The organism is Streptomyces rugosispiralis (genome assembly GCF_024505145.1).
Taxonomy (GTDB): domain Bacteria; phylum Actinomycetota; class Actinomycetes; order Streptomycetales; family Streptomycetaceae; genus Streptomyces; species Streptomyces rugosispiralis.
This window is the reverse complement of sequence record NZ_JANIAA010000040.1, coordinates 1-25,262: the sequence shown is the minus strand read 5'-3', so window position 1 is coordinate 25,262 and position 25,262 is coordinate 1. Positions and strand designations below refer to the sequence as shown.

At 68.4% G+C, this 25,262-nt stretch carries 20 protein-coding genes and 5 pseudogenes; 14 read left to right on the top strand and 11 right to left on the bottom strand.

Annotated elements, in window-relative coordinates; all coding sequences use genetic code 11:
- Positions 1-87 precede the first annotated feature (87 nt).
- Complete coding sequence (locus NP777_RS37725; protein ID WP_256654695.1) at positions 88-555, bottom strand: MarR family winged helix-turn-helix transcriptional regulator; 468 nt, start codon at positions 553-555, stop codon at positions 88-90.
- 385 nt (positions 556-940) lie between these two features.
- On the opposite strand from NP777_RS37725, the gene NP777_RS37720 reads away from it, so the two are divergent.
- The gene (locus NP777_RS37720; protein WP_256654694.1) at positions 941-1,249 is read left to right on the top strand and encodes a GNAT family N-acetyltransferase; all 309 of its coding nucleotides are present in this window, start codon (positions 941-943) and stop codon (positions 1,247-1,249) included.
- Between the two features lie 31 nt (positions 1,250-1,280).
- Positions 1,281-1,562, top strand: coding sequence for a (4Fe-4S)-binding protein (locus NP777_RS37715; RefSeq protein WP_256654693.1), 282 nt, complete (start codon positions 1,281-1,283; stop codon positions 1,560-1,562).
- Positions 1,563-2,928: 1,366 nt separating this feature from the next.
- On the opposite strand, the pseudogene NP777_RS48875 reads toward NP777_RS37715, so the two are convergent.
- Positions 2,929-3,119, bottom strand: a pseudogene (locus NP777_RS48875) (transposase); the annotation flags it as partial.
- A gap of 67 nt (positions 3,120-3,186) precedes the next feature.
- Between NP777_RS48875 and NP777_RS48290 the strand changes: the two are divergent.
- The 9 genes from NP777_RS48290 (at position 3,187) to NP777_RS37660 (ending at position 15,291) form a co-directional block, all read left to right on the top strand.
- A complete protein-coding gene (locus NP777_RS48290) occupies positions 3,187-4,479 on the top strand; it encodes a quinone oxidoreductase family protein (RefSeq protein WP_256654692.1) in 1,293 nt (430 codons plus the stop codon).
- A gap of 10 nt (positions 4,480-4,489) precedes the next feature.
- The gene (locus tag NP777_RS37695) at positions 4,490-5,344 is read left to right on the top strand and encodes a fumarylacetoacetate hydrolase family protein (RefSeq protein WP_256654691.1); all 855 of its coding nucleotides are present in this window, start codon (positions 4,490-4,492) and stop codon (positions 5,342-5,344) included.
- 33 nt (positions 5,345-5,377) lie between these two features.
- Positions 5,378-5,926 carry a nuclear transport factor 2 family protein gene (locus NP777_RS37690; RefSeq protein WP_256654690.1) on the top strand — a complete coding sequence of 183 codons (549 nt, stop codon included), beginning with the start codon at positions 5,378-5,380 and terminating at the stop codon, positions 5,924-5,926.
- Positions 5,927-6,086: 160 nt separating this feature from the next.
- On the top strand, positions 6,087-7,613 hold the full coding sequence (locus tag NP777_RS37685) for a class I adenylate-forming enzyme family protein (RefSeq protein ID WP_256654689.1): 1,527 nt from the start codon (positions 6,087-6,089) through the stop codon (positions 7,611-7,613).
- Between the two features lie 222 nt (positions 7,614-7,835).
- Positions 7,836-10,406: a bifunctional FO biosynthesis protein CofGH gene (locus NP777_RS37680; protein ID WP_256654754.1), complete on the top strand. Its 2,571-nt coding sequence runs from the start codon at positions 7,836-7,838 to the stop codon at positions 10,404-10,406.
- Positions 10,407-10,408: 2 nt separating this feature from the next.
- On the top strand, positions 10,409-11,128 hold the full coding sequence (gene cofC, locus NP777_RS37675) for a 2-phospho-L-lactate guanylyltransferase (RefSeq protein WP_256654688.1): 720 nt from the start codon (positions 10,409-10,411) through the stop codon (positions 11,126-11,128).
- 206 nt (positions 11,129-11,334) lie between these two features.
- On the top strand, positions 11,335-12,468 hold the full coding sequence (locus tag NP777_RS37670) for a serine hydrolase domain-containing protein (protein WP_256654687.1): 1,134 nt from the start codon (positions 11,335-11,337) through the stop codon (positions 12,466-12,468).
- A gap of 446 nt (positions 12,469-12,914) precedes the next feature.
- Entirely contained in the window at positions 12,915-14,255 is a 1,341-nt protein-coding gene (locus NP777_RS37665) for an amidohydrolase family protein (protein WP_256654686.1), read from the top strand.
- A 46-nt stretch (positions 14,256-14,301) separates the two neighbouring features.
- Entirely contained in the window at positions 14,302-15,291 is a 990-nt protein-coding gene (locus NP777_RS37660; protein WP_256654685.1) for a TIGR03619 family F420-dependent LLM class oxidoreductase, read from the top strand.
- Between the two features lie 470 nt (positions 15,292-15,761).
- On the opposite strand, the gene NP777_RS37650 is transcribed toward NP777_RS37660, so the two are convergent.
- Positions 15,762-16,454 (bottom strand): GntR family transcriptional regulator, encoded by a 693-nt coding sequence (locus NP777_RS37650; protein WP_256654684.1) that lies wholly within the window; start codon positions 16,452-16,454, stop codon positions 15,762-15,764.
- Between the two features lie 228 nt (positions 16,455-16,682).
- Between NP777_RS37650 and NP777_RS37645 the strand changes: the two are divergent.
- Positions 16,683-17,285 (top strand): annotated as a pseudogene (locus NP777_RS37645) (aldo/keto reductase); the annotation flags it as partial.
- A gap of 36 nt (positions 17,286-17,321) precedes the next feature.
- Positions 17,322-17,609: pseudogene (locus NP777_RS37640) on the top strand (IS5 family transposase); the annotation flags it as partial.
- A gap of 124 nt (positions 17,610-17,733) precedes the next feature.
- On the opposite strand, the gene NP777_RS37635 reads toward NP777_RS37640, so the two are convergent.
- From NP777_RS37635 to NP777_RS37590, 8 genes and pseudogenes are all read right to left on the bottom strand, one after another.
- On the bottom strand, positions 17,734-18,537 hold the full coding sequence (locus NP777_RS37635; protein WP_256654683.1) for an SDR family NAD(P)-dependent oxidoreductase: 804 nt from the start codon (positions 18,535-18,537) through the stop codon (positions 17,734-17,736).
- Between the two features lie 534 nt (positions 18,538-19,071).
- Positions 19,072-20,099, bottom strand: a pseudogene (locus tag NP777_RS37620) (alpha/beta hydrolase family protein).
- Positions 20,072-20,463 (bottom strand): annotated as a pseudogene (locus NP777_RS37615) (hypothetical protein). The pseudogenes NP777_RS37620 and NP777_RS37615 overlap by 28 nt, the downstream one beginning before the upstream one ends.
- 13 nt (positions 20,464-20,476) lie before the next feature.
- Positions 20,477-20,977, bottom strand: a complete 501-nt coding sequence (locus NP777_RS37610; RefSeq protein WP_256654680.1) for a TetR/AcrR family transcriptional regulator — start codon at positions 20,975-20,977, stop codon at positions 20,477-20,479.
- A 258-nt stretch (positions 20,978-21,235) separates the two neighbouring features.
- The gene (locus NP777_RS37605) at positions 21,236-21,976 is read right to left on the bottom strand and encodes a class I SAM-dependent methyltransferase (protein ID WP_256654679.1); all 741 of its coding nucleotides are present in this window, start codon (positions 21,974-21,976) and stop codon (positions 21,236-21,238) included.
- Between the two features lie 115 nt (positions 21,977-22,091).
- Positions 22,092-22,400, bottom strand: coding sequence for an aldehyde dehydrogenase family protein (locus NP777_RS48285; protein WP_256654678.1), 309 nt, complete (start codon positions 22,398-22,400; stop codon positions 22,092-22,094).
- A gap of 69 nt (positions 22,401-22,469) precedes the next feature.
- On the bottom strand, positions 22,470-22,847 hold the full coding sequence (locus NP777_RS48280) for an aldehyde dehydrogenase family protein (protein WP_256654677.1): 378 nt from the start codon (positions 22,845-22,847) through the stop codon (positions 22,470-22,472).
- Positions 22,848-22,872: 25 nt separating this feature from the next.
- A complete protein-coding gene (locus tag NP777_RS37590) occupies positions 22,873-24,033 on the bottom strand; it encodes an iron-containing alcohol dehydrogenase (protein WP_256654676.1) in 1,161 nt (386 codons plus the stop codon).
- 137 nt (positions 24,034-24,170) lie between these two features.
- On the opposite strand from NP777_RS37590, the gene NP777_RS37585 reads away from it, so the two are divergent.
- Complete coding sequence (locus NP777_RS37585; protein WP_256654675.1) at positions 24,171-25,139, top strand: LysR family transcriptional regulator; 969 nt, start codon at positions 24,171-24,173, stop codon at positions 25,137-25,139.
- Positions 25,140-25,262: the final 123 nt, after the last annotated feature.

Genomic DNA, 25,262 nt, shown 5'->3' with positions numbered 1-25,262 from the left:
TGTTGGCGGCCCCGCGCACCAGGACGTCCCTTCGGGTCAGTGCAGGGCCGACCTCTCGTGATCCAGACAGTCGCGCCCCCCGTCTGGTCAGTCCGGCTGCTTCTCCATGTGGTCCAGGACGCGCTTGGAGAGCCGGCCGAGTGTGCTGAGCTGGTTCGGGGTCAGGGCATCGATGAAGAGGCGGCGGACGTGCTCGACGTGCTGGGGTGCGGCCTCTTCGATCGCCTTGTACCCGGCCGGGGTGGCGACGATGAATGCTCCGCGTCCGTCGTCGGGGCAATCCTCCCTGGCCACGAGTCCGCGTTTCGCCATCCGCGTGACCTGGTGGGACATTCGGCTCTTCTCCCACTCCACGAGTTTGGCCAAATCCAAGAAGCGCATCCGCCCGCCGCCTCTTTCGGTGAGGCTGACGAGCACGATGTAGTCGGAGGCGGACATTCCGGAGTCGGTCTGGACACGGCGGGACAGCCGTCCGATGAGCGTCTCCTGCATACGGATGAAGCTGTCCCAGGCGGCCTTCTCTTCTCGGTCGAGCCAGCGTGGCGGTGCGTCCATAGGGGCAGTCTAACGAAATCGTTGACAGCTCATCTACTCGCGATGGCGGCGATGCACCCTCGGCGAGGCCGCGTCCGCCCTCGGAGGAACGATCCCGGTGGTGACAGACGATCTGCCGCGACCCGTTCTGGCGCCACTCGACCTCATAGCCGGCAATTCTCCTGCTCGCCTCTCCCTGTGTGGAAGCTCTCACCGCAGAATGAAGGGGGTAGACCGCGGTCATGTCGGGACGTGGTGCCGCATTCTCTGACCCTCGTTCTCGCTCTGTGGTACGAGCGTGCTTACTGGCGGTTAAGTTGATGCATCAACCTGGTGGGGTTAGGCTGATGCCCTGACTGACGGGATTCTGCCGAGTTGAGCGGGATCAGGCCCAGGAGGAGGACACATGACGGTCGAAGTGAGCGACGTGCCCGAGGCGAAGCGCTACGAGGCCCGCGTCGATGGAGAGTCCAAGGTGGCGGGCGTCGCGGAATACATTCGTACGACCGAACTCGTCGCGTTCGTGCACACCGAGGTCGAGGCGGAGTACGAGGGCGCGGGAGTCGGGTCCGCGCTGGCCCGCACCGCCCTTGACGAGGCACGCGCCGCGAACCTGCGAGTGCTGGCCACCTGTCCCTTCTTCGCGGGCTGGATCAGCCGGCACCCCGAGTACCAGGACCTGCTGTACCAGTCCCGCAGCAGGGTCAGTGACTGAAGAGCCGAGCACGGCAGTGACGGAGGCAGGTATGAGCGGTGGATCCGAGAAGAAGGCGTACCAGGCGCAGTCGATCACGGTGACCTTCGAAGCCAGGCGCTGCCTGCACGCCGCCGAATGCGTCCGGGGCCTGCCTGAGGTGTTCGACATAGCGAAGCGCCCGTGGATCCAGCCGGACAACGCCACGGCCGAGCGCCTGGCGGAGGTGGTGCGGCGCTGTCCCTCGGGTGCGCTGCAGTACGAACTCGTGGACGGCGGGACGCAGACCCCGACCGGCCTACCGCAATCACCCGCGGTCCCACCGGGCAGCTGACCGTGCGCGGGTGAGCGGGGTGTGGACACCCGGAAGGCCCGCGCGCCGGGACCAGAGGCGTGCTATGAGGCTGTGGGCGGAGCGGCCTCCAGCCGTACCGTGACCACGCGGGGCCCTGCGTTCAGTGACGCCGTCGTGCCCGTTTCCCCGCAAAGGAGCCCACAAGATCCCTTGTCACAAGGTTTGTTCTTGGCGGCCTCGCGCCGCTCCCGGTCAGCCTGCTCCTCCCGCCGAATTCGCCTGCCGAACTTCCTGACGGCTTTCCTGATCTCCGTCTTGTAATGTTCCACCGCTTGTCGCCGCGTGCGCGTGAGCTCTGGTTGGCCGTCGAGGGGGTGGCCGTTCGGCCCGATCCGCACCTCGCGGCCCCCGCCACCGGTGACATGAGCGTGCGCCGGTTTGTCGACGTCGTACTCGTGCACGACGATGTGCACGCCGGGCGGTTTCGGGATGCTAGTAGCGGAAGTGGTTGTGGTTAAGGCCGGTTTCGGGGTCGGCGTATTGGCCGGGGAAGCGCAGGGGGCAGTCGACGCTCTTATCACCGAGGGGTGGGGTGGGGAGGGGTGTCCCAGAGGGTGGTGCGGTGTTGCCAGGCCAAACGACCGTCCGGGGTGAGGAGTTCAGTGGGGGCGCCGACAGGGGGGCGGCCTGTGGGGTCGTAGGTCCGAGTGGAGATCAGGCCCGAGGGCATAGAACGATGGGTTTGGTGGCCCACCGCGTCGTAGCCGTAGGTCGTGGTGCGGCCGTTCACGGTCCCCGCGGCGAGGCGGCCCAACAGGTCGCGTTTCAGAATCAGTTCGGCATCCGCGTTTGTGGCGCGGATGAGGGCGCCGTGGGCGTCGTAGGCGTAGGTCGTCTCTTCACCGGTGGTCTCGTCCCGCTGGGTGATGGGCTGTCCCGCTGGGTCGAGGGTATAGCGGAGAGTTTGGCCGAGTGGGTTGGTTCGGGCGGTGAGACGGCCGGTGGCGTCGTGTTCGTAGGTGCGGGTGCAACCGTTGAAGTCGGTTCCGGAGGTGAGCCGTCCGGCCCCGCCGTAGGTGTAGGTCCAGGTCAGGCCCTGGGGATTGGTGACGGTGGTCAGCCGCAGTTCGCAGGGTGTGAGTGCTGTATCCGGTTCTGGAGCGTGTAACGAGACAGCCTTGCGGGGCCTTGTCGGAATAAATAGTGTGCCAAGCGGGTGGAAGTAATGGTACCGATGAATGCAGACGCTGGGTCGGTGGTCGGGGGAGACCGCATACCGGCGCTGTCACGTTGTCGGGGCATGGGTGTCTGACGGTGTGTCGGGGTCTGGTGGGCCCGGATGCCTGTGGGTGCCGGAAACGGTGTCACCCTGTGCGATCTGCGTGTATTCGTGGATGAGGCCGCCGAGTCCGTAGATCCGGTCCCCAGGACCGTACTCGACGGGCACATCCCGCCACGGTGCACCGGTCCGGACCCGGAACCGGATGCCGTCGATCAGCAGCCGCCGGGGCCAGAGGGGCGCCCCGCCTTCGCCCCCTTCGGCAACAACCGCTCCAACACCGCCCACTGCTCATCCGTGAGATCTCCCCGCCCCATGAACCGTGATCATTCACAGCTCAAGAGCCACTTTCGATCCACGGCCTAGAAGGGCCACCGCCTGGTCGTGCGCAACGGCTACCACCAGCCGCGCACGGTCACCACGGCGGCCGGTCCGTCGCCCGCGAACGCCATCCCACCCGGCTCACCCAGCAGCGGCAGGCCGCAGGCCGAAGCAACTTTCGAAAATTACATTGACATGCTCGCATTGGAAGCGTATGAACATATGAGTAGAGCGGAGCCGCCGCTCTCCCAACGACGGGAGAAGCAGTTGACGATGGGACGGCAGGCCGCCCGTGCTTCCGGCGCGGACCAGGCTCCCTCGGCCGGGGCGCCCGCCGGTGTGATGCTCGGAGTCCGACCGGCTTCCTCGATGGAGCCGGCGTTGCTCCAGGTCGAGGACATCCCGGTACCGAGCATCGACGGTCCGGACCAAGTACTGATCGAAGTTCGTGCCGCCGCGGTGAATCGAAGCGACGCACTCGCCTGCCGCGGAATCCTGCCGGGGCCGTTCCCTCGCGTTCTCGGGCGAGCCTTCGCCGGCGTTGTCGTCGCGGGCACGCGCGAACTCCTTGGCCGTTCCGTCTGGGGAGCGGGTGGCGAGATCGGCCTGTCCTGCGACGGCGCCTACGCCCAGTACCTCGCGTCGTCGAGAACAGCGGTGACCCCGATGCCGGCAGGGCTGTCTTTCGCCGAGGCCGCGGCCTCCGCGCTGTCCTACCTCACTGCCGCTGCCGCCCTACGGCTGGCCGGTCCGGTCGGACGCGAGTCGACGGTGATCGTGACCGGTGCCGTGGGAGGAGTCGGAGCGGCCGCCGCTGATGTGGCCCGCTGGCGCGGCGCACGACGCGTGATCGGCGTCGTCAAAGGGGCCGACGAACTCGGCCTGGCAGTTGCCGCCGGAATCGACACGGTGATCGACGCCGATCTGTCACTGGGCGATCGTCTTGTGGACGCCGCAGGACCGGCAGGCGCCACATCCGCCGTCGACGTCGTGGGTGGCCCCCTGGCGGCGGACATCACCCGCGCCATGGGCGCACGGGGCAAGATCTGCCTGCTCAGCAGCCCGCCACAGGACTCAGTCGCCGCCATCGATCTGCTGGATTTCTACCGCAGGGAACTGCACCTGCTCGGCCTGAACACCGGCCGGCTGACTCCGGCGTCGGCAGCCGCCCGGCTGCGCGAACTCGCCCCCGGTTTCGGGGACGGCGGCCTTCGGCCAACGCCTGTCCACGCCACCTACTCCCTGGGAGAGGTAGCACAGGCGTTCGCCGCGGCCGAGCGTGGCGTACGCGGACGGCCGGTGCTGCTTCCCCACGGTCCGACCGGTGCCGACACCGTCGGCACCGGCACCAAATGATCGGAGATCCATGCGTTTCGCCAACCACGATGGCCGAGCCACCATCGTCCTGAACGACACCACGGGCATCGATGTCGAATCGGCCAGCAAAGGCAAGTTCGGGTCCAACCCCGCGTCGGTCTACGGCGTCTGGGACGTGTTCGTCGACTGGGCAGCCACTGTGAACCCCACGGACAGCGTCCTGACACTCCATCGGTCGCGTCTGGGAGCCCCCTCCCCGGAGCCTCGGCAGATCTTTGCGATCGGCCTGAACTACCGCGACCACGCCGCGGAGTCCGGGTTCGACCTTCCGGACCGGCTGCCCCCGGTCTTCACCAAGTTCCAGTCGTCGCTGACAGGACCCGACACGACCGTCACGCTTCCAGCCGGCGGGAACACGGACTGGGAAGTGGAACTCGTCGTCGTGATCGGGCGGGAAACCAAGGGGGTCGGTAAGGCCGAAGCCTGGGGCAGTGTTGCGGGACTCGCCGTCGGACAGGACCTCTCGGAACGGATCTCTCAGCTGCAGGGACCCGCACCGCAGTTCAGCTTCGGCAAGTCGTACGCGGGTTTCGCACCGGTCGGCCCGTGGTTGGTCACGCCGGACGAGCTGTCCGATCGGGACGACCTCGAGCTGGGCTGCGCGATCGACGGCGACGTGGTCCAGCGAGGCCGCACCAGCGACCTGATCTTCGACGTGCCGGAGCTGATCTCATCGCTGTCGCACGGCGTGACCCTCTATCCCGGCGATCTGATCTTCACCGGCACACCCGCGGGAGTCGGCCTCGCCCGTCAACCGCAGCGTTACCTCCAGCCCGGGGAGGAACTCCGTAGCTGGGCCGAAGGCATCGGCGAGATCCGTCAGGTCTTCACCGCCGATCGCTGAACTGCCCACACTGCATCGCAAGGAGGAAAGACCATGACGACGAGCGAAGACACCGCCTACACCGGCAGTCTTCTCGAGGTCGATGTATCGACTCTGAGCCGCGAGGAGCTTATTGCACACAATCTCCGGGTCGTCGAGGCGCATTTCCACAACGAGAACCCGGAAAGTGTCGACAAAGCGATCGCGCTTTACACCGACGACATCGTTTGGGAAGCACCGTTCCGTGGTCAGGTGTACAAAGACGCCGCCACCGTGAAAGAAGCCTACCTGGCGATTTTCGAGACAGTGCATTTCAACCGGACCACGACGCTTCGCCGCTTCGCCACCGAGGACTACGTCTTCGACGACCAGATCTGCGACCTCACCGTGGTCGGGGACGGAATGCCGAACCTCGGATTCAAGCCCGGTGACCGGGTGAGCATGCGCCTCGTTCATTGCTTCGAGATGCGCGGTGGCCGGATCGCGCGGGAGATCGCATACGAGATGTCCCGGGAGTTCCGCGGTCCCCGCGATGCCGACGACATTCCTGAAGGAGCTGTCGTCACCGACTACCCCGACGGCCCGCACTACGGGCAGTGGTGAGATCGGCTCTGTCACCCGTTCGGCCGCTCTCCGCCTTCAGGGCGAAATCACCAGTTATCTCGTCAAGCTGACTGCACGTGGGCGAGCCCTCGAATCTGAGGGCTCGCCGGCCTGACGGCGATCCATTCGGCTATCACACAGTGAAACCACGGAGAACGCCTTGAACGTCGCCCACCTGCTCGTCGACGGCAGCCGCCGCGCCGGCGGCGCCGACGCCCTTGTCTTCGAGGGCCGCAGGACCAGTTATCCCGAACTTGTCGATCGGGTAGCAAGAGTGGCGGCCGGATTGCGCCGGCTCGGTCTGCGTCCTGGTGATCGGGTCGCGCTGCTCCTGCCCAACCGGCCCGAACTCGTCGAGATGCTCTGGGCGTGTTTCTGGGGCGGATTCGTCGCGGTCCCGCTGAACTGGCACCTCCACCCCGACGAGATCGCCTACGTGGTGGAGCAAAGCGGCGCCGCGGCGATCCTCGTCTCGGCGGAGACTTCTGCCGCGGCGGACATGCTTCCGCCGCAAGTCCGGATCATTCGCGCCACGGCCGCCGAGGGGACGGACGCGAGCACCGCGTATTCAGCCGTAGCCGCCGCTCGGCCGCTCGACATGGCGGCCGTCGACGACGCGGATCCAGCATGGCTGTTCTACACCTCCGGCACCACCGGCAGGCCCAAAGGTGCCACGTTGAGTCACCGCAACCTGGCTGCGATGACCGCCGCCTACCACGCCGATATAGATCCGGTTGCTCCCGGCAGTTCCTTCCTGCATGCTGCCCCGCTCACCCACGGCAGCGGCCTCTACCTCCTCCCCGCGATCGGCCGCGGGGCGACGAACGTGATCTCGCCTTCCGGCAACTTCTCGCCGGGCGACTATCTCGGGCAGATCGAGAGGCACAAGATCACACACGCGGCGTTCCTCGCGCCGACAATGTTGAACAGGATCGTGCGCGACCCTCAGTTCGCAAAGTACGGCTTGTCGGGCCTGCGCAGCATCGTCGTCGGCGGCGCCCCCCTCTACCAGGAGGACTTGCGCGCCGCGGTGAACGCTTTCGGACCAATCATCACCCAGATGTACGGTCAGGGAGAGGCTCCCATGACCATCACGGTGATGCCCCCGGGGGACGCCCTCGCTCATCCCGGCTCCTGTGGCCGCCCCTTCGGTGGAATAGACCTCCGCATTGTCGCGCAGGACGGTTCTCCCGTCCCCGACGGAAGTGACGGTGAGGTCATCGTCCGGGGCGCCGTGGTCATGAACGGCTACTGGAAGAACCCGAAAGCCACCGCGGAGACTCTCGTGGACGGTTGGCTGCACACCGGTGACATCGGTCATCTCGACCCGGACGACGGGTACCTCTACCTGACCGACCGTGCGAAGGACGTCATCATCACGGGCGGATCCAATGTCTATCCGCGCGAGGTCGAAGAGGTCCTGCTCACCCATCCGGCAGTGCGTGAAGTCGCGGTTGTCGGAGTTCCGGACAGCGAGTGGGGAGAGTCCGTCGTCGCTTATGTCGTAACGGACCGAACCCTGGGCGCAGATGAGCTGGTCGGGCTCTGCAAAGCGCACCTCGCTTCGTTCAAGAAGCCGAGGTCGGTTGTCTTCGTCGACGATCTGCCGAAGAACGCCACCGGAAAGATCGTCAAAAGGCAACTCCGCGAGGAGACACACCTGGCTGACCGCCAGATCATTCGGTGACACCACGGGGAAACACCTCAGCACGACCGGGCCCCTGAACACCTGAAACCAGATACCACGAGCTGCCGCTTCCGCGCCCCGACCGGGACTAGCTCGCAGCCGGAAAGGCAGGCCGGTGATGTCAGCCAAACCGCCTGCACCTCAGTAAAGATCATTCGCAGCCGGCGCTTCACCCGGCAGGAACAGTGCCCTTCACAGCAGACATGATCGCAATCTGGAGAAATACCAGTGGCCCTCACCGAGAACTCCATGCGTCGCGCTCTCAAACGCGCCCGGGACGGCGTCGCCCTGGACGTCACCGAGGCCGCCGTCCTGCTCCAGGCGCGCGGCGAGGCCCTAACCGGCCTCGCGGAGTCCGCCGCCCGGGTCCGCGACGCGGGCCTCGACGCGGCGGGCCGCCCCGGCGTGATCACGTACTCGAAGAGCGTCTTCATCCCGCTGACCCGGCTGTGCCGGGACAAGTGCCACTACTGCACCTTCGCCACCGTGCCCGGCAAGCTGCGCCGCGCCGGGCACGGGATGTTCATGTCGCCGGACGAGGTCCTCGACATCGCCCGCGAGGGCGCCGCCCTCGGCTGCAAGGAAGCCCTGATCACCCTCGGCGACAAGCCCGAGGAGCGCTGGCCGGAGGCGCGCGAGTGGCTCGACGCGCACGGCTACGACGACACCATCGCCTACGTCCGCGCCATCTCCGTCCGCATCCTGGAGGAGACGGGCCTGCTGCCCCACCTCAACCCGGGCGTCATGTCGTGGACGGACCTCCAGCGCCTGAAGCCGGTCGCGCCCTCGATGGGCATGATGCTGGAGACGACCGCGACCCGGCTGTGGTCCGAGCCCGGCGGCCCGCACCACGGCTCCCCGGACAAGGAGCCGGCCGTCCGGCTGCGGGTGCTGGAGGACGCGGGCCGCTCCTCCGTCCCCTTCACCTCCGGCATCCTCATCGGTATCGGGGAGACCTACGAGGAGCGGGCGGAGTCGCTGTTCGCGCTGCGCAAGGTGGCGCGGGCGTACCACGGCATCCAGGAACTGATCATCCAGAACTTCCGTGTCAAGCCCGGCACCGCGATGCGCGGCATGCCGGACGCCGAACTGGACGAGCTGGTGGCCACGGTGGCCGTCGCCCGGCACATCATGGGCCCGAGCGCATGCCTGCAGGCCCCGCCCAACCTCGTCGATGCCGAGTACGAGCGGCTGATCGGCGCCGGCATCGACGACTGGGGCGGGGTCTCCCCGCTGACCATCGACCACGTCAACCCCGAGCGGCCCTGGCCGCAGATCGAGGAACTGGCGGCGAGGTCCGCGGCGGCCGGCTTGGAGCTGCGTGAACGCCTGTGCGTCTACCCCGAGTTCGTGCGGCGCGGCGAGCCCTGGCTGGACCCGCGGCTGCGCCCGCACGTGCGTGCCCTGGCCGACGCGCAGACCGGCCTCGCCCGCCCGGACGCGGTGGTCGAGGGCCACCCCTGGCAGGAGCCGGAGGAGGTGTTCGTGCCCTCCGGCCGTACGGATCTGCACACCGCGATCGACACCGAGGGCCGCACCTCCGACCGCCGCGACGACTTCGACGAGGTCTACGGCGACTGGGCCGAACTGCGCGCCGCGGCCGCCCCCGGCATGGTCCCCGAGCGCATCGACACCGACGTCCGCCAGGCCCTGGCGACGGCGGCCGACGACCCCACCCGGCTCACCAACGCCGAGGCCCTGGCCCTGCTGCACGCGGACGGCCCGGCGCTGGACGCGCTGTGCCAGGTGGCGGACGAGGTGCGCAAGTCGGTGGCCGGCGACGACGTCACGTACATCGTCACGCGCAACATCAACTTCACCAATGTCTGCTACACCGGCTGCCGCTTCTGCGCCTTCGCCCAGCGCCGTACCGACGCCGACGCCTACACCCTCTCCCTGGACCAGGTCGCCGACCGCGCCCAGCAGGCCTGGGACGTGGGCGCGGTGGAGGTGTGCATGCAGGGCGGCATCCACCCGGACCTGCCGGGCACGGCGTACTTCGACATCGCCGGGGCGGTCAAGGAGCGCGTGCCGGGGATGCACGTGCACGCCTTCTCCCCGATGGAGGTCGTCAACGGCGCGACCCGCACCGGGATGTCCGTCCGCGAGTGGCTGAGCGGCGCCAAGGAGGCGGGCCTCGGCTCGATCCCCGGCACGGCCGCGGAGATCCTCGACGACGAGGTCCGCTGGGTCCTGACCAAGGGCAAACTGCCCACGGCAACCTGGATCGAGGTGATCACGACGGCGCACGAGCTGGGCATCCGCTCGTCGTCGACGATGATGTACGGCCATGTCGACCAGCCCCGCCACTGGCTCGGCCACCTGCGCACGCTGGCCGGCATCCAACAACGCACCGGCGGATTCACGGAGTTCGTGACCCTGCCCTTCATCCACACCAACGCGCCGGTCTATCTGGCGGGCATCGCCCGTCCGGGCCCGACGATGCGGGACAACCGGGCGGTTACGGCGATGGCGCGGCTGCTGCTGCACCCGCACATCCCCAACATCCAGACGAGCTGGGTGAAGCTGGGCACCCAGGGCGCGGCGGAGATGCTCCGCTCCGGCGCCAACGACCTGGGCGGCACTCTCATGGAGGAGACGATCTCCCGGATGGCGGGCTCTTCCTACGGCTCCTACAAGTCGGTGCGGGACCTGATCGCGGTGGCGGAGGCGGCCGGCCGGCCCGCGAGGCCGCGTACGACGCTGTACGGCGAGGTGCCGGAGGAACGGCGGCGGGCCGCGGCGGCGTCCGACGGGCGCCTGCCCGAGCTGCTGCCCGTCCTGGAAGAGTGATCGTGTCCCACACTGACAGCACCCGCTGGACCGTGCTGCTGCCGGTCAAACCGTTCGCCCTGGGCAAGAGCCGCCTGGCAATGTGGTCTGGTGCGAGCCGGGCGGAATGGGCGCGGGCCTTTTACTTGGACACCCTGGACGCGGTCTTCCATACCCCGCTGGTGCGACAGGTCATCGTCGTGACGGCCGACAGCGAGGCACACGTTCTGGCTGTCCGGGCCGGAGCGAAGGTCGCCGACGACACCCCTGTCCGTGGCCTCAACGCCGCTGTCCACCGTGGCGCTACCCACGCTGCAAGCAGCCCCACAGGGGGCCCCGTGGCGGTCTTGACCGCGGATCTGCCGGCCCTGCGGCCTGCGGAACTCATGCAGGTCTTGACTGACGCGCGGCATCACCCCCGAGCCTTCCTCGCCGACCACACGGGCTCTGGCACCACGATCTTGACAGCGAGCACACCGCGAATGCTCCTCCCTCGCTTCGAGGGCGCCTCCCGCACCCAGCACGCTGTCACGGGGGCCCACGAACTCACCATCGCCAACGTTCCCGGCGCCCGACTGGACGTTGACACACCGATGGACCTGGGTGCAGCGCTGAGCTTGGGCGTCGGTCCGTACTCCACAGCTCTGCGATCGAACATGCGCGAACTGCCCCCGGCCAGCCAGGTACCGGGCCGAGTTTTCGATGATCATGGCGCGCCCTCGGGAGCCTCGGCATCCGGGTAGCCCCCGGCACCGCCCTGGGGACAGCGCATCGGTACGTCAGGGGGAAAGCCGGGTGGGGCGATCCCCCCTCTGCTGGTGGGATGGTTGCGGACCGTCGGCTCCGGGGGCGACACAGTCGCGGGCCACAGCCTGAGCGGTCCCTGAAGGCGTGCAACCTGAACAGAGAAGGGGTCGTCATGCATGGGTTAAGAAGGCGTCGGCGAGGCATGGTCGTCCTGACCAGCCTGGCTACAGCCGTCCTCGCCGCATCGACCGCACCCAATGCGGCGGCGAAGCCGCGGCCGGCCGATCCGCTCCAACGGCAGGTGGAGGCGATCCACGACACAGGGGCGGTCGGTGTGCACGCCGAGGTGATGTCACCGGACGCACGCGACAGCGCGTACGCCGGGACGGCCGCGATGCACACAGGGAGGCCGATGCCGCGGGACGGCAGGTTCCGGATCGGCAGTGCCACCAAGACCTTCACCGCCACGGTTGTGCTGCAACTCGTCGGCGAGGGGCGAATGTCCCTGGAGGACACCGTCGAGCGGTGGCTGCCGGGAGTGGTCCGGGGCAGCGGCATCGACGGCGGCCAGATCACCGTGCGGCAGCTTCTGCAGCACACCAGCGGCATCCCTGATGTCGGGCCGGAGATACCCGCGTTGAACAGTGCGGACGGCTATCGGGCCGAGCGGTTTCGCACGTACACCCCCGAGGAGCTGGTGGGTCTGGCGATGCGGCACTCTCCCAAGTTCGCCCTGGGCGCCGGCTGGTCCTACTCCAACACCAATTACATTCTCGCCGCGATGATCATCCACAAGGTCACCGGCCGGAGCTGGGCACGGGAGGTGAAGGACCGGATCATCCGCCCCCTGGATCTGAGGGACACCAGTACGCCCGGCGTCTTCCCGTCCATCCTGGGTCCGCACGCCCAGGGCTACGCCGCGTTCGGCACCGACATCAGCATCGACGTCACGGAGCTGAATTCGACTATGGCCGTCGGCTCCGGCTCGATCATCAGCACCGCGCACGACCTGAACCGGTTCTACGCCGCGCTGCTCGGCGGCCGTCTGCTGGCTCCGGCGCAGCTCGACGAGATGACGACCACCATGCCCGCGCCCGGGCTGGGCGTGAGGTACGGGCTCGGTCTGGCCGAGATCCCGTTGCCCTGTGGCGGCAGCTACTTCGGCCACCGGGGCGAGCTTCTCGGCTACGTCACCTGGGGCGGCGCCACCCGAGACGGGACCCGGACCGCCGTGGTGTACGTCACCCGTGACGGCGGCCAGGACACGCAGCAGGCCATGACCACACTCGTGGGTCAGGAACTGTGCCGGACGCGTTCTCAGTTACTCCAGCCGTAGACATTGATCGCGCGGGTTGAGCCCCGGTGTGCTCGCCGCGGTGTCATTTTCGAAAGTAGCATTGACATGCTACTAGTGAGCGATTATAAACAAATTTAGCTGTGGCAGAACGGCCTGTCACCCCGACGGCGGGAGAGCTTCGTGATGACACCAACTCACCCGGGCAGCGGGTGCGGAGGGTGCGACCGCGGCGGTGGACGCGGTCGGCGGCGCGCTCACCCGGTCATTGCGACTCATCCGCTGGAGTGGGCCGCCGATGCGTACACGACAGTTGAGCAAGGGGCGCACGGCCGACCGGTTCCGCTGCCCCAGAAACCTTGAACGTTCCGTACGGTCCTTCGCCATCGGCCGGCTGTCAGAACCTCCCTTCAGCGTCGATCGGCCAACGCCGGGACCCGTTGCCCATCTGCACACCAAACAACGGAGGCTGAACAATGCCGTCAAGGTTGTTGCTCAAGAACGGATTCGTCCTGACCCTCGACCCTGCACTGGGTGATCTACCCCGTGCTGACGTACTCGTCGAGAACGGGAAGATCGCTCAGATCGGTCCGGACCTGCCCGTGACAGACGCGGAAACTCTCGACGCCGCCGGAACCGTAGTCGTCCCGGGGTTCGTCGATACTCATCGGCACATGTGGGAGACCGTGCTGCGCGGCGTACTGCCGGCGTGCACGCTGGACGGTTACCTCGCCCAGGTGATCGGTGCCATCGGCCCCGCTTACCGCCCCGAGGACGTCCACACCGGGAACCTGCTCGGCGCGCTCGAGGCCCTCAACGCGGGCATCACCACGATCGTTGACTGGTCGCATTGCAACAACACGCCCGAGCACGCGGACGCCGGCATCGCAGCGTTGCGCGCAGCCGGTATCCGTGCGATGTACGCCCATGGGACGCCGGCGGGTGGCGAATGGTGGGCCTACAGCGAACTCGGCCACCCAGCGGACGCCCGCCGTGTCCGCGAGCAGTACTTTTCATCGGAGGACGACCTCCTCACCTTCGCCCTTGCCGTCCGCGGGCCAGGAGTGAGCCGCCCCGACGTGTGCGTGCACGACTGGCGGCTCGCTCGCGAGCTGGAAGCCAGGATCTCCGTCCACGTCGGGATGCGGATCACGGGGGTGCACGGGCAGGCGATCGCCGAACTCGACCGCATAGGGTTGCTCGGCGCGGACACCACCTACGTCCACGCCAACACCAGTACCGACGACGAGCTCGCAATGATCAAACGCACCGGTGGTTCTGCCTCGGTCGCTCCGTACGTCGAGATGCTGATGGGGCACGGCCATCCACCGATCACACGAATGCTGGCACAAGGGGTGACGCCGTCGCTGAGCATCGACGTCGCCACCTCGGTTCCCGGCGACATGTTCACCCAGATGCGGACCGCACTCGCTCAAGGCCGTATCTCCTCGTTCGGGGACGACGTTGATGTCGCGTTCGCGCCGACACTCACCCATGCGGACGTGCTCGGCTTCGCAACCCTCGCTGGTGCCCAGGCCTGCGGGCTCGCCGATCGCATCGGGACCCTGGCTCCTGGCAAGGACGCGGACATCGTCCTGATCCGGGCGGACGACATAAACACGATGCCATTGGTCGACCCCGTCGCCACCGTTGTGACCAGTGCCGACACGGCGAATGTCGACACCGTGATCGTCCGCGGTGAGATCCGCAAGCGGGCCGGGAAGCTTGTCGGGGTCGACCTCGCCCGTCTCCGGGCCGACGCGGAGCGGTCCCGTGACCACGTGCTGCGTTCGAGCGGCATGACTCCGCCCTGGCTGCAGCAGAACTGAACGATTTTCGTCACCACAGCCCATCCACGACTTGGAGGATGCAACCGTGAAATTCTCAGTGGCGCTACCACAGTCCAACCGCGTCGGGGACACTGCGGCGATTCGCGATGTCGCCCAGGCTGCCGAGGAACTCGGGTTCTGGGCCGTGTCGATGCACGACCACATCGTCTTTGATGGCATGTGGCTCGGCTGCGGTGCTGAGGACGACGAAGGCCGAAGTGACCGTCGAACCGTGTTCGAGCAGCTCACCACGTTCGGCTACGTGGCCGGGACCACGTCCACGATCCGGCTGATGACCAGCGTCATGCTGCTGCCGGCGCGCGAGACCATCCTCGCGGCCAAACAGGTCGCGACGCTCGACCAGCTCTCCGGCGGGCGGATGGTCGTGGGGGTCGGTGTTGGCCTGTCCGGAACCGACCGCGACCCGCAGGTCCTCGAAACGCTCTCGCGCAACGCCGCTGTGGAGATGGCTGCGCTCGGAGTGGACGTAACAAGCCGTGGCCGACTCGCCGACGAGCAACTCGCGGCGCTCAGGCGCATCTGGACCGACGACACCGCTTCCTACGACGGGGAGTTGATCCGGTTCAACGGGATTGACGTATTCCCCAAGCCCGCACAGGCCGGGGGGCCTCCGATCCTGATCGCCGGCAACACGCCGGCCGCGTTGCGACGCACCGCCCGGGGCGGCTACTCATGGCTGCCCAACCACGCCACCCCTGCTGAGGTCGTCGGCGGCCTGGCGTCGCTCGCCGAATTGGGCTACCGACCGCCCGAGTGTGTGCTCAACGTGTTCTGGCGCATGGATGACACTGCGGCGGCAGCACGGGCGGCCTGCCGGGGGACCCTGGAGGACTCCTTCGGCGACCACTTGCCGGTTCGCAACCTCGTCGGCACACCGGACGAGATCGCCGCACGGTGCCAGGAGTATCGCGACGCCGGGGCCAGCGTGATCGACGTGAAGCCAGTCTTTCGCTCTGTCAAGGAGCTCATCGGGATGTTGGAGACCTTCATGACCGAGGTCGCGCCGACGGTCTGACCAGCGGTTCCTCAGCTCGGTCTCCCTCTCTCAGGAGGAGGCCGACCGGAGGTGGTATGGGAGATGAGGGCCTGGGCCGCTCGCGCGGCGGGCTCACGAGCAAGCTCCACCTGAGCGCCGACGGCCGCCGCCGCCCGCTCCCTGATTGAACACGGGTGGACGGCGCGCGGACCGCACCCAACGAGGAGCGGTACAAGAAGCGCAACACCGTCGAGCGGGCGATCAGGGGTTCGAGGACAACCTCGTCGTACTGGGTTTGCTCAGTGGAGCCATTCACGGCATGCACTTCGACGTTACCCGGCGGGCCGATGTCGGCGACGGTGTCTTCCAACAGCACTCACCTGCACAACCCCGCCCTCGCATCATGACCACACGAGCGCGATCACCGACCCACGGCGATCCACTCCGAGGTGGCCCTGAAGGGCGAGGGCCGGCAATCCGTTCCGGTAGTGGCCTGTCGACCTCTGCGATCAGCTTCCGGCGTGCAGCTCGTGAAGGCCGTCTGCTTGCAGCAGGCGTGCCGTGTGCTGGAGGTGCTCGCGGAGCAGGAGTGCGGCGCGCTCGGCATCCCGGTCGACGCACGCCTCGAGGAGTGCCCGGTGTTCGGCCGCACCGTCGCGGTCCGGCTTCCGCTGGAAGGAAACCGACCACAGCTGGTACAGGCCCGCCTCCTCGCGAAGACTCCGGGCCATCTGCAGAATGCGTCGGTTCGGGCACCCTGCGATCAGGGCGAAATGGAACTCGGTGTGAACTCGCGCCCACTCGTCCGTCGGGCGGCTGGGCTGTTCAGGTGAGGTGAAGGGGGTCCGGGCAAGCAGGTGATGTGCGGCGACCGCGTTGGCCTCCCACTGCCGGTCACCCTTCTCGATCGACATGCGCAGAGCCATGCACTCCAGCTCCACGCGTGCAGCCGTGAGATCCTCGAGATCTTCGAGGGACAGCGGTGTCACCATGTAGCCAAGATTGGGCTGCGAGCGGACGAATCCCTCTGATGTCAGTCGGGTCAGTGCCTCGCGCGCGGCACCTACCGAGGTTTTGTAATCCTCACAAATCTGCTGGAACTTCAGACGTTCACCAGGGCGGAACCGTCCCCCTAGGATGTCGTCCCTCAGCCTCTGATGCACAGCGGCCGCGCGTGTCGCCGATCGACCTTCTTTCGCCATGGTCCATCATTTTACCTGGCTTATGGGTAAGCTGCGGCGACTTTCGAAACCTTAGTGCATATCGACCAAACGCGGACATGTAAGCACGCGTCCGCGTCGCTGCACTCAGCCCCGCCTGTCTGCCGAGGACCAGGCGCGCCCCTCGGCGCGGCGTGGGGCCGGATCGATGCCCGTAGCGTTCAGGATCTCCCATACGGTGTGGATGCGGCGATCGGATGCCCGAGGCCGATTAACTCGCCCGTCGCGATCGAGGACGTCGCCGGCACCGTCAAGGACCTCATCGACGCGGGCAAGGTCAAGTACTTCGGCCTCAGCGAAGCGGGCCCGCGGACCATCCGCCGCGCGCACGCCGTCCAGCCGGTCTCGGTTCTGCAGACCGAGTACTCGCTCTTCGAGCGCGACGTCGAGCGGCTCTTCCCGACTCTGCAGGAGCTCGGCGTCGGCTTCGTCGCCTACTCACCGCTCGGCCGCGGCTTCATCACCGGCACCGCCAAGCCCGCCGGCCAGTACGACGCCACCGACATGCGCAACACCGACCCGCGCTGGCAGCCTGGCAACTTCGAGAAGAACATCGAAGCCGTGGGCCGACTCGGCAAGCCGGCCGCCGCCAAGGGCATCACCGCCTCCCGGCTCGCCCTGGCCTGGCTGCTCGCCCAAGGCGAGCACATCGTCCCGATCCCCGGCACCCGTAGCGCCGCCCGCGTGCGGGAGAACGCCCACGCCGCCGACGTCGCCCTCACCGATGCCGATCTCGCCGCGATCCACGAGATCCTCCCGACCGGCGGCTTCGGCGCCCGCTACGCCGAAGGGCACGTCCCCGACTGGGTCTGACCCCACCCCAAGTGGTAGTCCGGACCGATCGGAAAGGTCGGCGGCGGCTGCCGCCGGCACCTCGTCGAGCACGCCGCGGCCCTCGGCATCGACATGCACATCGTCCGCCGCGACCCCGCCACCAGAGGATTCACCGTCCTGCCGAGGCGATGGGCCGTCGAGAGAACGCTGGGCCGGCTGATGAACCACCGTCGCATGGCCCGCGACTACGAAACCCACCCCCACCACCCCGAAGCCATGGTTCACCTCGCGATGATCAACCTCATGACCCGCCGCCTGACAGAGAATGCCCGCCCAGGGTGGGCGGCGCGGCCGCCGGTGTAGCAGGCGCGGTCGTGCAGGGCGGGCGCGGTCGTGCGGGGCGGGCGCGGTCGTGCAGGGCGGGCGTGGCCGCGGCGTCGTCGTAGTCACGAGGGCGAGCGGTAGTGATCGGCGCGTGCCCCGTCGGTCAAAAGCCGGTGAGCCTCGCTGCCAGCCGGCGTCCCAGCGCGCGGGTCGTCCGATGCGGCAGGCGTTGGACCAGTCGAGCGAACAGCGCGTTGCGGCGGCCGTCGACCACCGACGCCTTGCGCGAGTCCAGTGCGCGGAAAGCGGTGGTGACGACGTGCTCCGGCTGCCGCAGCCCACCCAGTCTCGCCATCGCGGGCAGGATGTCCTCGGACTTCTGCCCTGTGACGGTCACCCCGGGAGAGACCGCCAGCACCCGGACGCCCGCGTCGGCGACCTCGGCACCGACCGCCAGTGTGAATGACTGCGCCATCGCCTTGCTCCCGCCGTAGGCGGCCAGGTAGGGCGTGGGCATGAACGCGGAAGCGCTCGTGACGTTCACGATTGTTCCGCGGCCACGGGAGACCATACCCGGCAGGAAGCGGATCGTGTTCTCCACCACGGCTTGCCCGTTCAGGTTCACCATCGCTGCGACGACCGCCGGATCGGCTTTCGCCGCTGCCCCGCCGACACCGCCGCCTGCGTTGTTCACGAGGAAACCGACCTCCAGCCCGTGCTCGACGGTCCACTCGAACATTGCCCGAGGCGCCTCGGGCTCGGACAGGTCCAGCTTCTCCGTCAGCACGCGCACTCCGTGTGCGGAGCGCAGGGACGAGGCGAGCGCCTCCAGTTTGTCGCCCGATCGGGCCACGAGGACGAGGTCAGCACCACGCTGGGCGAGCCTGGCGGCGAATTCGGCGCCTATACCACCCGACGCCCCCGTAACCAGCGCCGTGGTACCGGACAGACGAGACAGGTCGTGCATGATTCTCCTCGGACTGGAGGCCGATAGGCTTGGTTCGTTCACGCTAACCACGTCAGCGGGCGGCACCATCCACTTGGCCGGCAAGTGAGAAACACGCCTGATGGGATCTCTCATAACGCGGACGATCCCGCCTCGGCGGCGCCCCTGGGAACGGCCGTAAGCCTTCCGCGGACCTGCGCGCCGACGCCCGCCGCCACCGCGAACGCGTCCTGAAGGCCGCACGAGAGGTCTTCGCGGCCCAGGGCGTCGACCCACCCGTAACGGTGGCCCGCCGGGCCGGCTTTCCACGATCGAGTTCATTCTGGGCGTCTGGATGCCGCTGAGGACGACTTCGATCCCTGCGTCCTTGAGGACGGCATCGAAGAGGACGGGGAACTTCCCGTCCCGGTCCCGGACCATGAACCGTGCCCGGCAGCCGCGGTCTTGGTCAGGCAATTCGCTGGGGCGGCCGCCCCCTCGCCGGCGCAGCCTGACCGGATCCGGCGAGCCTGTGCGGTCAGAGCACTGGAAGTCGGGGGACGTCCTCGGCCGGCGTCAGTGTCGAGCGAACCGGCGCAGGGCGTCGAGTACGGGCGGCGCGAGCGTGTGCGGGTGGTCGGCGTTGTGCAGCAGATGGTCCACTCCCGGCAGCGCCACGCGGCCCGGTCCACCAGCATGCGCGTGATGCAGGGCGGTCATCAGGGCGGTCGTTGTGACACAAGGGACCTGGGCGTCGTTCGTGCCGCACGTCAGCAGCACGTTGGTCCCCGGCCGGAGTGCGGCGGCGGTGTCCGGTGGGCAGACGGCGTCGTCGCTTTCCACGAACCGGGCGCTCGGGCCGTGGAACGCCTCGAAGAGCTGGGCGATCGCGGGGGCAGGCCGGTGGTGTCGACCGGTCGGTGTTCGCGCAGGGAAGTGACGGCGGCGTCGATGGCCGCGTTGACAGCGCGTTGCTGCTCCGGTGTGAACTGGCCCTGCCGGGTCGCTTCGGCGATCTGGGCTTTGAGCTGGAGCGCGACCAGGTCCAGCAGGCGGATCGCCTGCGGTTGCAGAAGCGCCAGGCCGGCCGGGCGCGGGCGGACGGTGCCGCCCAGCAGCAGTCCCGTCATCGCGCCCTCGCTGTGTCCAACGACCAGCAGCGCACTCGGATCGGTCTCCGGCTGATCGCGCAACGACTCGTAGGCGGCCCGTGCCTGGCGGACGAATGCCGGGTAGGCGAGTTCTTCCGGGCGGTCCCGGTAGGCGCCGAGTCCGGTGCGCCCGGTGCCGTACTTGTCGAACCGCAGCGTGGCGATTCCGTCCCTGTCGAGCGCGTCGGCCAACTGTGCCAGGGTGTGCGGTGCGGACCCGGGCGGTTGGTTGCCGTCGCGGTCGGTGGGTCCGCTGCCGGGCAGCAGCAGTGCCGCCCGCAGCCGTTGCCCGGCACGATGCTCGGGAACGTGCAGGGTGCCGTACGCGGTCGTGCCGTCGGCCGTGAAGACGACCTCGCGGTCGGCGGCAGGCACGAGACCGGGCGTCGCCTCGGCCGGAGTGGCGGTGACGACGGCCAGTGCCATCAAAGCCGCTGCCAAGTGGCGAAACATTGGCCTACCTCCCTTCGGACAAGGGCGTTCTCGACCAGGGCGACAGTCGCGCGGGGGTCGTCAACCTGGAGAATCAGGCGTGCGTACTGCTCGTCGGCGAGTTCGACCACGACGGCCTTCGACGGATCCCTGACGTCCCAGAAGATCTTCTCGCCGTCCTGATGGAATGTTCCCGCGGTGATCACACCGGGGACGCGGGCCGCCGGCGCGCGGATTCCCTTGGGTTCGGTGGCGATGCCCGGGTCGGCGGTCGCGCCACGGACGTTGGCCAGCGGGATGGTCAGGCTGCTCTTGAAGGCCCAGAGCTTGTTGAGGCCTCGATCACGACGACGAGGTCGTCGCCGTCGATGCGAACGAGTGCCATGTCGGTTCCCTTTTCAGGTGAGAGGGGCGAGGCGTTGGATCAGCGCGGTGGTGGCGCCGTCGGAGTTGCCGCGCAGGAGGAGGCCCAGTGCGGCGGCGGTGAGCGCGGCGGCCAGGTCGGCGGGAACGCCGAGCGCGTGGGCGATCGCCTGGTCCACGGCGGCCAAAGCGGCCGTCACTTCGGAGGCGACCTCCTCGTCGACCGGTGCGCGTTCGACCGCCGCGAGCAGCAGCAGGCCGAGGTCGGCCGATGTGACGAGCCGCAGTGCGGCCCCGGCATCCGGTGCGTCGGCGAGCGCGTCGAGCAAAGGGCGGACGTCGTCGGCCAGGTGGCGGCGCAGGGCGATCAGGTAGAGCCCGCGCTTGCTGCCGAACGTCTTGTACAGGCTGTTGCGGTGCACGCCGAGGTGGCTGACGAGATCGTCAACGGACACACCGTCATACGAGCGTCCGCCGAACAGACCCACGGCGGCACGTACCGCTTCGTCCTCGTCGAATGCTCTTGGCCTGCCCATGACCGCCACAGTAGGCAGTTGAGGAACGATCAGTCAAGAACGATCGTTCCTCAATCGCCGATCCCCTTCGAGGTCCGCTCTTCCAGCAGTTGTGGGACAGCCCCTGGCACCGCAGTCCCTCCGCCAGGTGCCGCATGACTTCCGGATACGGAGCCGGAGAGAACAACGCCGGCCCCAGCACCCGGCGACACCCAGGTCAACAGCCTCAGACCCGATAACCCGGCGAGGGGATGCCTTCACGTCTCGGCGCGGCGGAACTTACGGTTTGTGGGTTACCCAGAGCAGTTCCGCCGGCCAGCGGTGTGCCCAGTCGGGTGGGTCGGTTTCGTTGTAGCCGTTGAGTGTTCCGAGTTCGGGCCGTGGCTCGATGAGGTCGTCGATGATGAGACCCGCGCCTCGCAGGACCTTGACCCAGTCGCCGTAGGTGAGCTGATAGCTGGTCGCGCCGTCGTCCTCGGCGATGGTGTTCAGCCCGAAGTAGTCCTTCTGCAGCGTCGTGGTCACGCGGCCGGCGGCTTCGTCGTAGCAAGCTTCGAACCATGGGCTGGCGACGTTGAACACCAGGCGCCCGCCTCGGCCCAGGACGCGTGCGGCCTCCGGGACGGCCAGGTGCGGGGGCGCCCAGCTGAGCCCACCGAAGTCGCAGAACACCAGGTCGAAGCTGTCGGCGGCGAAGGGGAGTTGTTCGGCGGCGCCTTGCACCAGCGGATAGCGGGCCGCACCCATCGCGCGGGCCGCTGCGGCGAGTTGGGCTTCGGACAGGTCGAGCCCGACCACGGTGGCGCCCTCGGCGGCGAGCGCCCTGGACCACTGGCCGGCGCCGCAGCCGAGTTCGAGGACGCGCTTGCTGGTGACGTCGCCCAGGGCGTGCAGGTGCGCGTCGGGGATGGAGTACATGCCCCACAGCCGGGGTGTGGCGCCGATTCGCGGGTCGTGCTCGTGCTGGTAGGCGCTGCTGATCTGGTTCCAGAGCCGCCGGTTGGCGGGGATGCTGTCCACGTGCCGACTCCAGCACTGCCTGCCGGGGGCGGTCAACACGATTAGGGCACTGGCCGGCCCTCGCCTCGGTCCGGCCCTGGCTCGGCCCATGATCCGCCGGACGAGCCCGCTCCACTCACCAAGACCCTGGCTGAGCTGGATGGAGGACCCAGCCAAGAGACGGTGTCGCTATGTGAGTTCCTCCAGCGTTCTCGTTCCGCGCACTATTCGCGAGACAGGGCCGAGTGAGGTCCACCGTTCTCAGCCCGCCGTGTCGCATGACGACCATGTGGTTCTTGGCGCCGCCGAGTGCCTGGACCCGCGCGCCGTTGGCGGAAGCCGTCTTGTGGACGTACCTGGCGATGGGAGCCGAGCGGACGAAGCTGACCGCCTCGACGTCTTCGTGCGCGAGGATCGAGTTGAACGGCGAAATGCCGGCGACCACCCCGAGCGGCTGGCGGAGGGATACCGCGTCCGTCCACCGCGCGGGCGACGTTCTCGGAGAACTCGCCCTTCATCTGCTGGGGGATGCCGCAGGCGAATTCGACGACTTCGAGCCCACGGACGATCCGCCCTTGGCATCGTCGAGCACCTTGCCGTGCTCGGCCGTGATGATCGCGGCCAGGCGATCCGTCTCGCGTTCCACCAGGTCCCGGAACCGGAACAGGACGCGGGCGGGGACGTGTGATGGGGTGACGGACCAGGTCTCGAACGCGTCGGCGGCGGCCCGGACGGCGGCGTCCACGTCTGCGGCCGTTCCCAGTGCGACGCGGCCGGTCACCTGGCCGGTGGCGGGGTGGTACACCTCACCGCGGCGCTGGGCGCCGCGGTCGTCGAGACGGCCGTCGATGTAGTGGTCGATGTGTGCGGGGGCGTTTGCTGTCGTGGTCATCGCGGCTCCTCGAGGTGGCGGGGAATCAGGCGTAGATCCGGGAGTAGAGTTCTTCGATCTCCTCGGCGGTGGGTACGACGGGGTTGTTGGCGGGGGAGCCGGAAGCGAGGGCCTGCTCGGCCATGAGGGGCGTCAGGCGGTTCCACGCGTCCTGGTCGATGCCGTAGTCGCGGGGCGTGGGTACGGCCAGGTCACGGCACAGGCCGCCGAGTGCGTCGACCAACTTGTTGGCGGCCGCGGTGTCGCCGTCCGCGGTGGTCGCGGCTCCCAGGGCGCGGGCGCAGTCGGCGTACCGGTCGGGCGCCGCGTGGACGGAGAAGGCGGTCACGCTGGGGAAGAGCATGGCGTTCGACAGGCCGTGGGCGATGTGGAAGTGGGCGCCGATGGGGCGGCTCATGCCGTGCACGAGGGCGACGCTGGAGTTCGAGAACGCGATACCGGCCTGGGTCGCGGCGAGCATCATGGCCTCGCGGGCCTCGGTGTTGCCGCCGTCGGCGTAGGCGCGGCGGAGCTGGCGGCCGATGGTGCCGATCGCGGTGAGGGCGAGGCTGTCGGAGAACGGGTTGGCCTTGCGGCTCACATATGCCTCGACGGCGTGGGTGAGGGCGTCGATGCCGGTGTCGGCGGTCAGCCGGGGCGGCATCGACATGGTCAGTTCGGCGTCGACCACGGCGGCGAGCGGCAGGAACGCCGGGCCCGTGCAGAGCATCTTCTCGTCCGTGGCGCTGTCGGTGATGATGGTGAACTGGGTCGCTTCCGATCCGCTGCCGGCGGTGGTGGGGACCGCGATCACCGGGAGCGCCGGGCCGAGGTTCACCCGCGGGGCCTTGTAGTCGCGCATGTGACCGCCCTGGACGCCGAGCAGGGCGAGTGCCTTGGCGGTGTCCATCGGGCTGCCGCCACCGAAGCCGATCACCGAATCCGCCCGGTGGTCGTGCAACGCCTTCAGGCCCGAGGCCAGCGAGTCGGTCGTCGGGTCGGGCACGGTGTCGGAGAACAGTCGCGGGTGCAGTCCGGCCTTCTGCAGCGTTGTCTTCAGGTGTTCCGCCGCGCCCGTCCCGGCCAGGAACGCGTCCGTCACCAGGAGCGGGCGGCTCAGCCCCAGGCTCGTGATGACGTCGCCCAGCTCATCGGCGGCTCCGCGGCCGACATGCATGATCCGCGGCAGGGACAGACTGGCGACCATGGAGAACCTCTCAACGGTGGGAGGAAGGGGGCTGGGTGCTCCGGCCGGGGCTGTTCGACTGTGCCGCCCGCGAGGTTCTGCGTTCAATCGCCAATGGTGCAGATGCGATGTGCAGAAATGCAGATACCTTGGGTCCCGTGCACTCCGCTTCCCGCCCGGCCGCCGAGGATCCGGCCCCGCCTCCGCGGGCGGACCGCGGCAGGCTCGATCCGCGCAGGCTCCGCGCGGACGATCTTCGCTACCTGCTCGCGGTCGCCCGTACGGGACGTCTGGTGGCCGCGGCCGACGCACTCGGCGTGGACCACACCACCGTGTCCCGCCGCATCACCGCGCTGGAGAAGAGCCTCGGTCTGCGGCTGATGGAGCGCGGCTCCGAGGGCTGGGCCCTGACGGACGCCGGTAAGGCCGTTTCGGAGAACGCACGCGCGATCGAGGACGCCCTGGCCCGCGTCGTCGACGCGGTGTCCGGCCAGGACGCGCCGTCGCTGCACGGCACCGTGCGGGTGAACGCCCCGGACGGCTTCGGCACCGTCTTCGCCACGCCCGCCCTGGCCCGGGTGCGCCGACGCCATCCCGGGCTGCAGGCCGAGCTGATCACGGCCACCCGGCAGTTGACCCTGCACCCGTCGGGCTTCGATCTCGCCCTGGCCATCGGCCGGACGCCGGGGAGCCGTCTGGTCACCGAACACCTCACCGACTACGCGCTGGGGCTGTACGCCAGCGACGAGTACCTTGCCCGGTGCGGATCGCCCGAGGCCCTGGCCGACCTGCGGGAACACGCGCTGATCTTCTACATCGAGTCGATGCTCCAGGTCGGCGACCTGGATATCGAACGCCATCTGCCGGGAGTCACCCCCGCGTTCTCCTCCACGAACGTCTTCGCTCAGGTCGAAGCCACCCGCCTGGGGGCCGGTATCGGCGTGCTGCCCGCCTTCCTCGCCCATCGGGCCCAGTTGCGGCGGCTGCTGCCCGATGAGGTCGACATCCGACTGCCGATCACGCTGGCCGTGCGGCGGGAAGCGATCACCCATCCCGCCGTACGGGCCGTGCGCGACGCCCTGCATCAAGAGGTCGCCGACCGCGCCGCGGAACTGCTTCCCGAATAGCCCGGCCGGATTCCCCGGCCGCGCCGGCTCACCGGTCACCAACCGTTTTCCAGCGCGGTTATTCCCTGCACACCTGTTGACGTTGCCCCTGGGGGCAAGGCTTGGCGTCCAGCCATTCCGCTA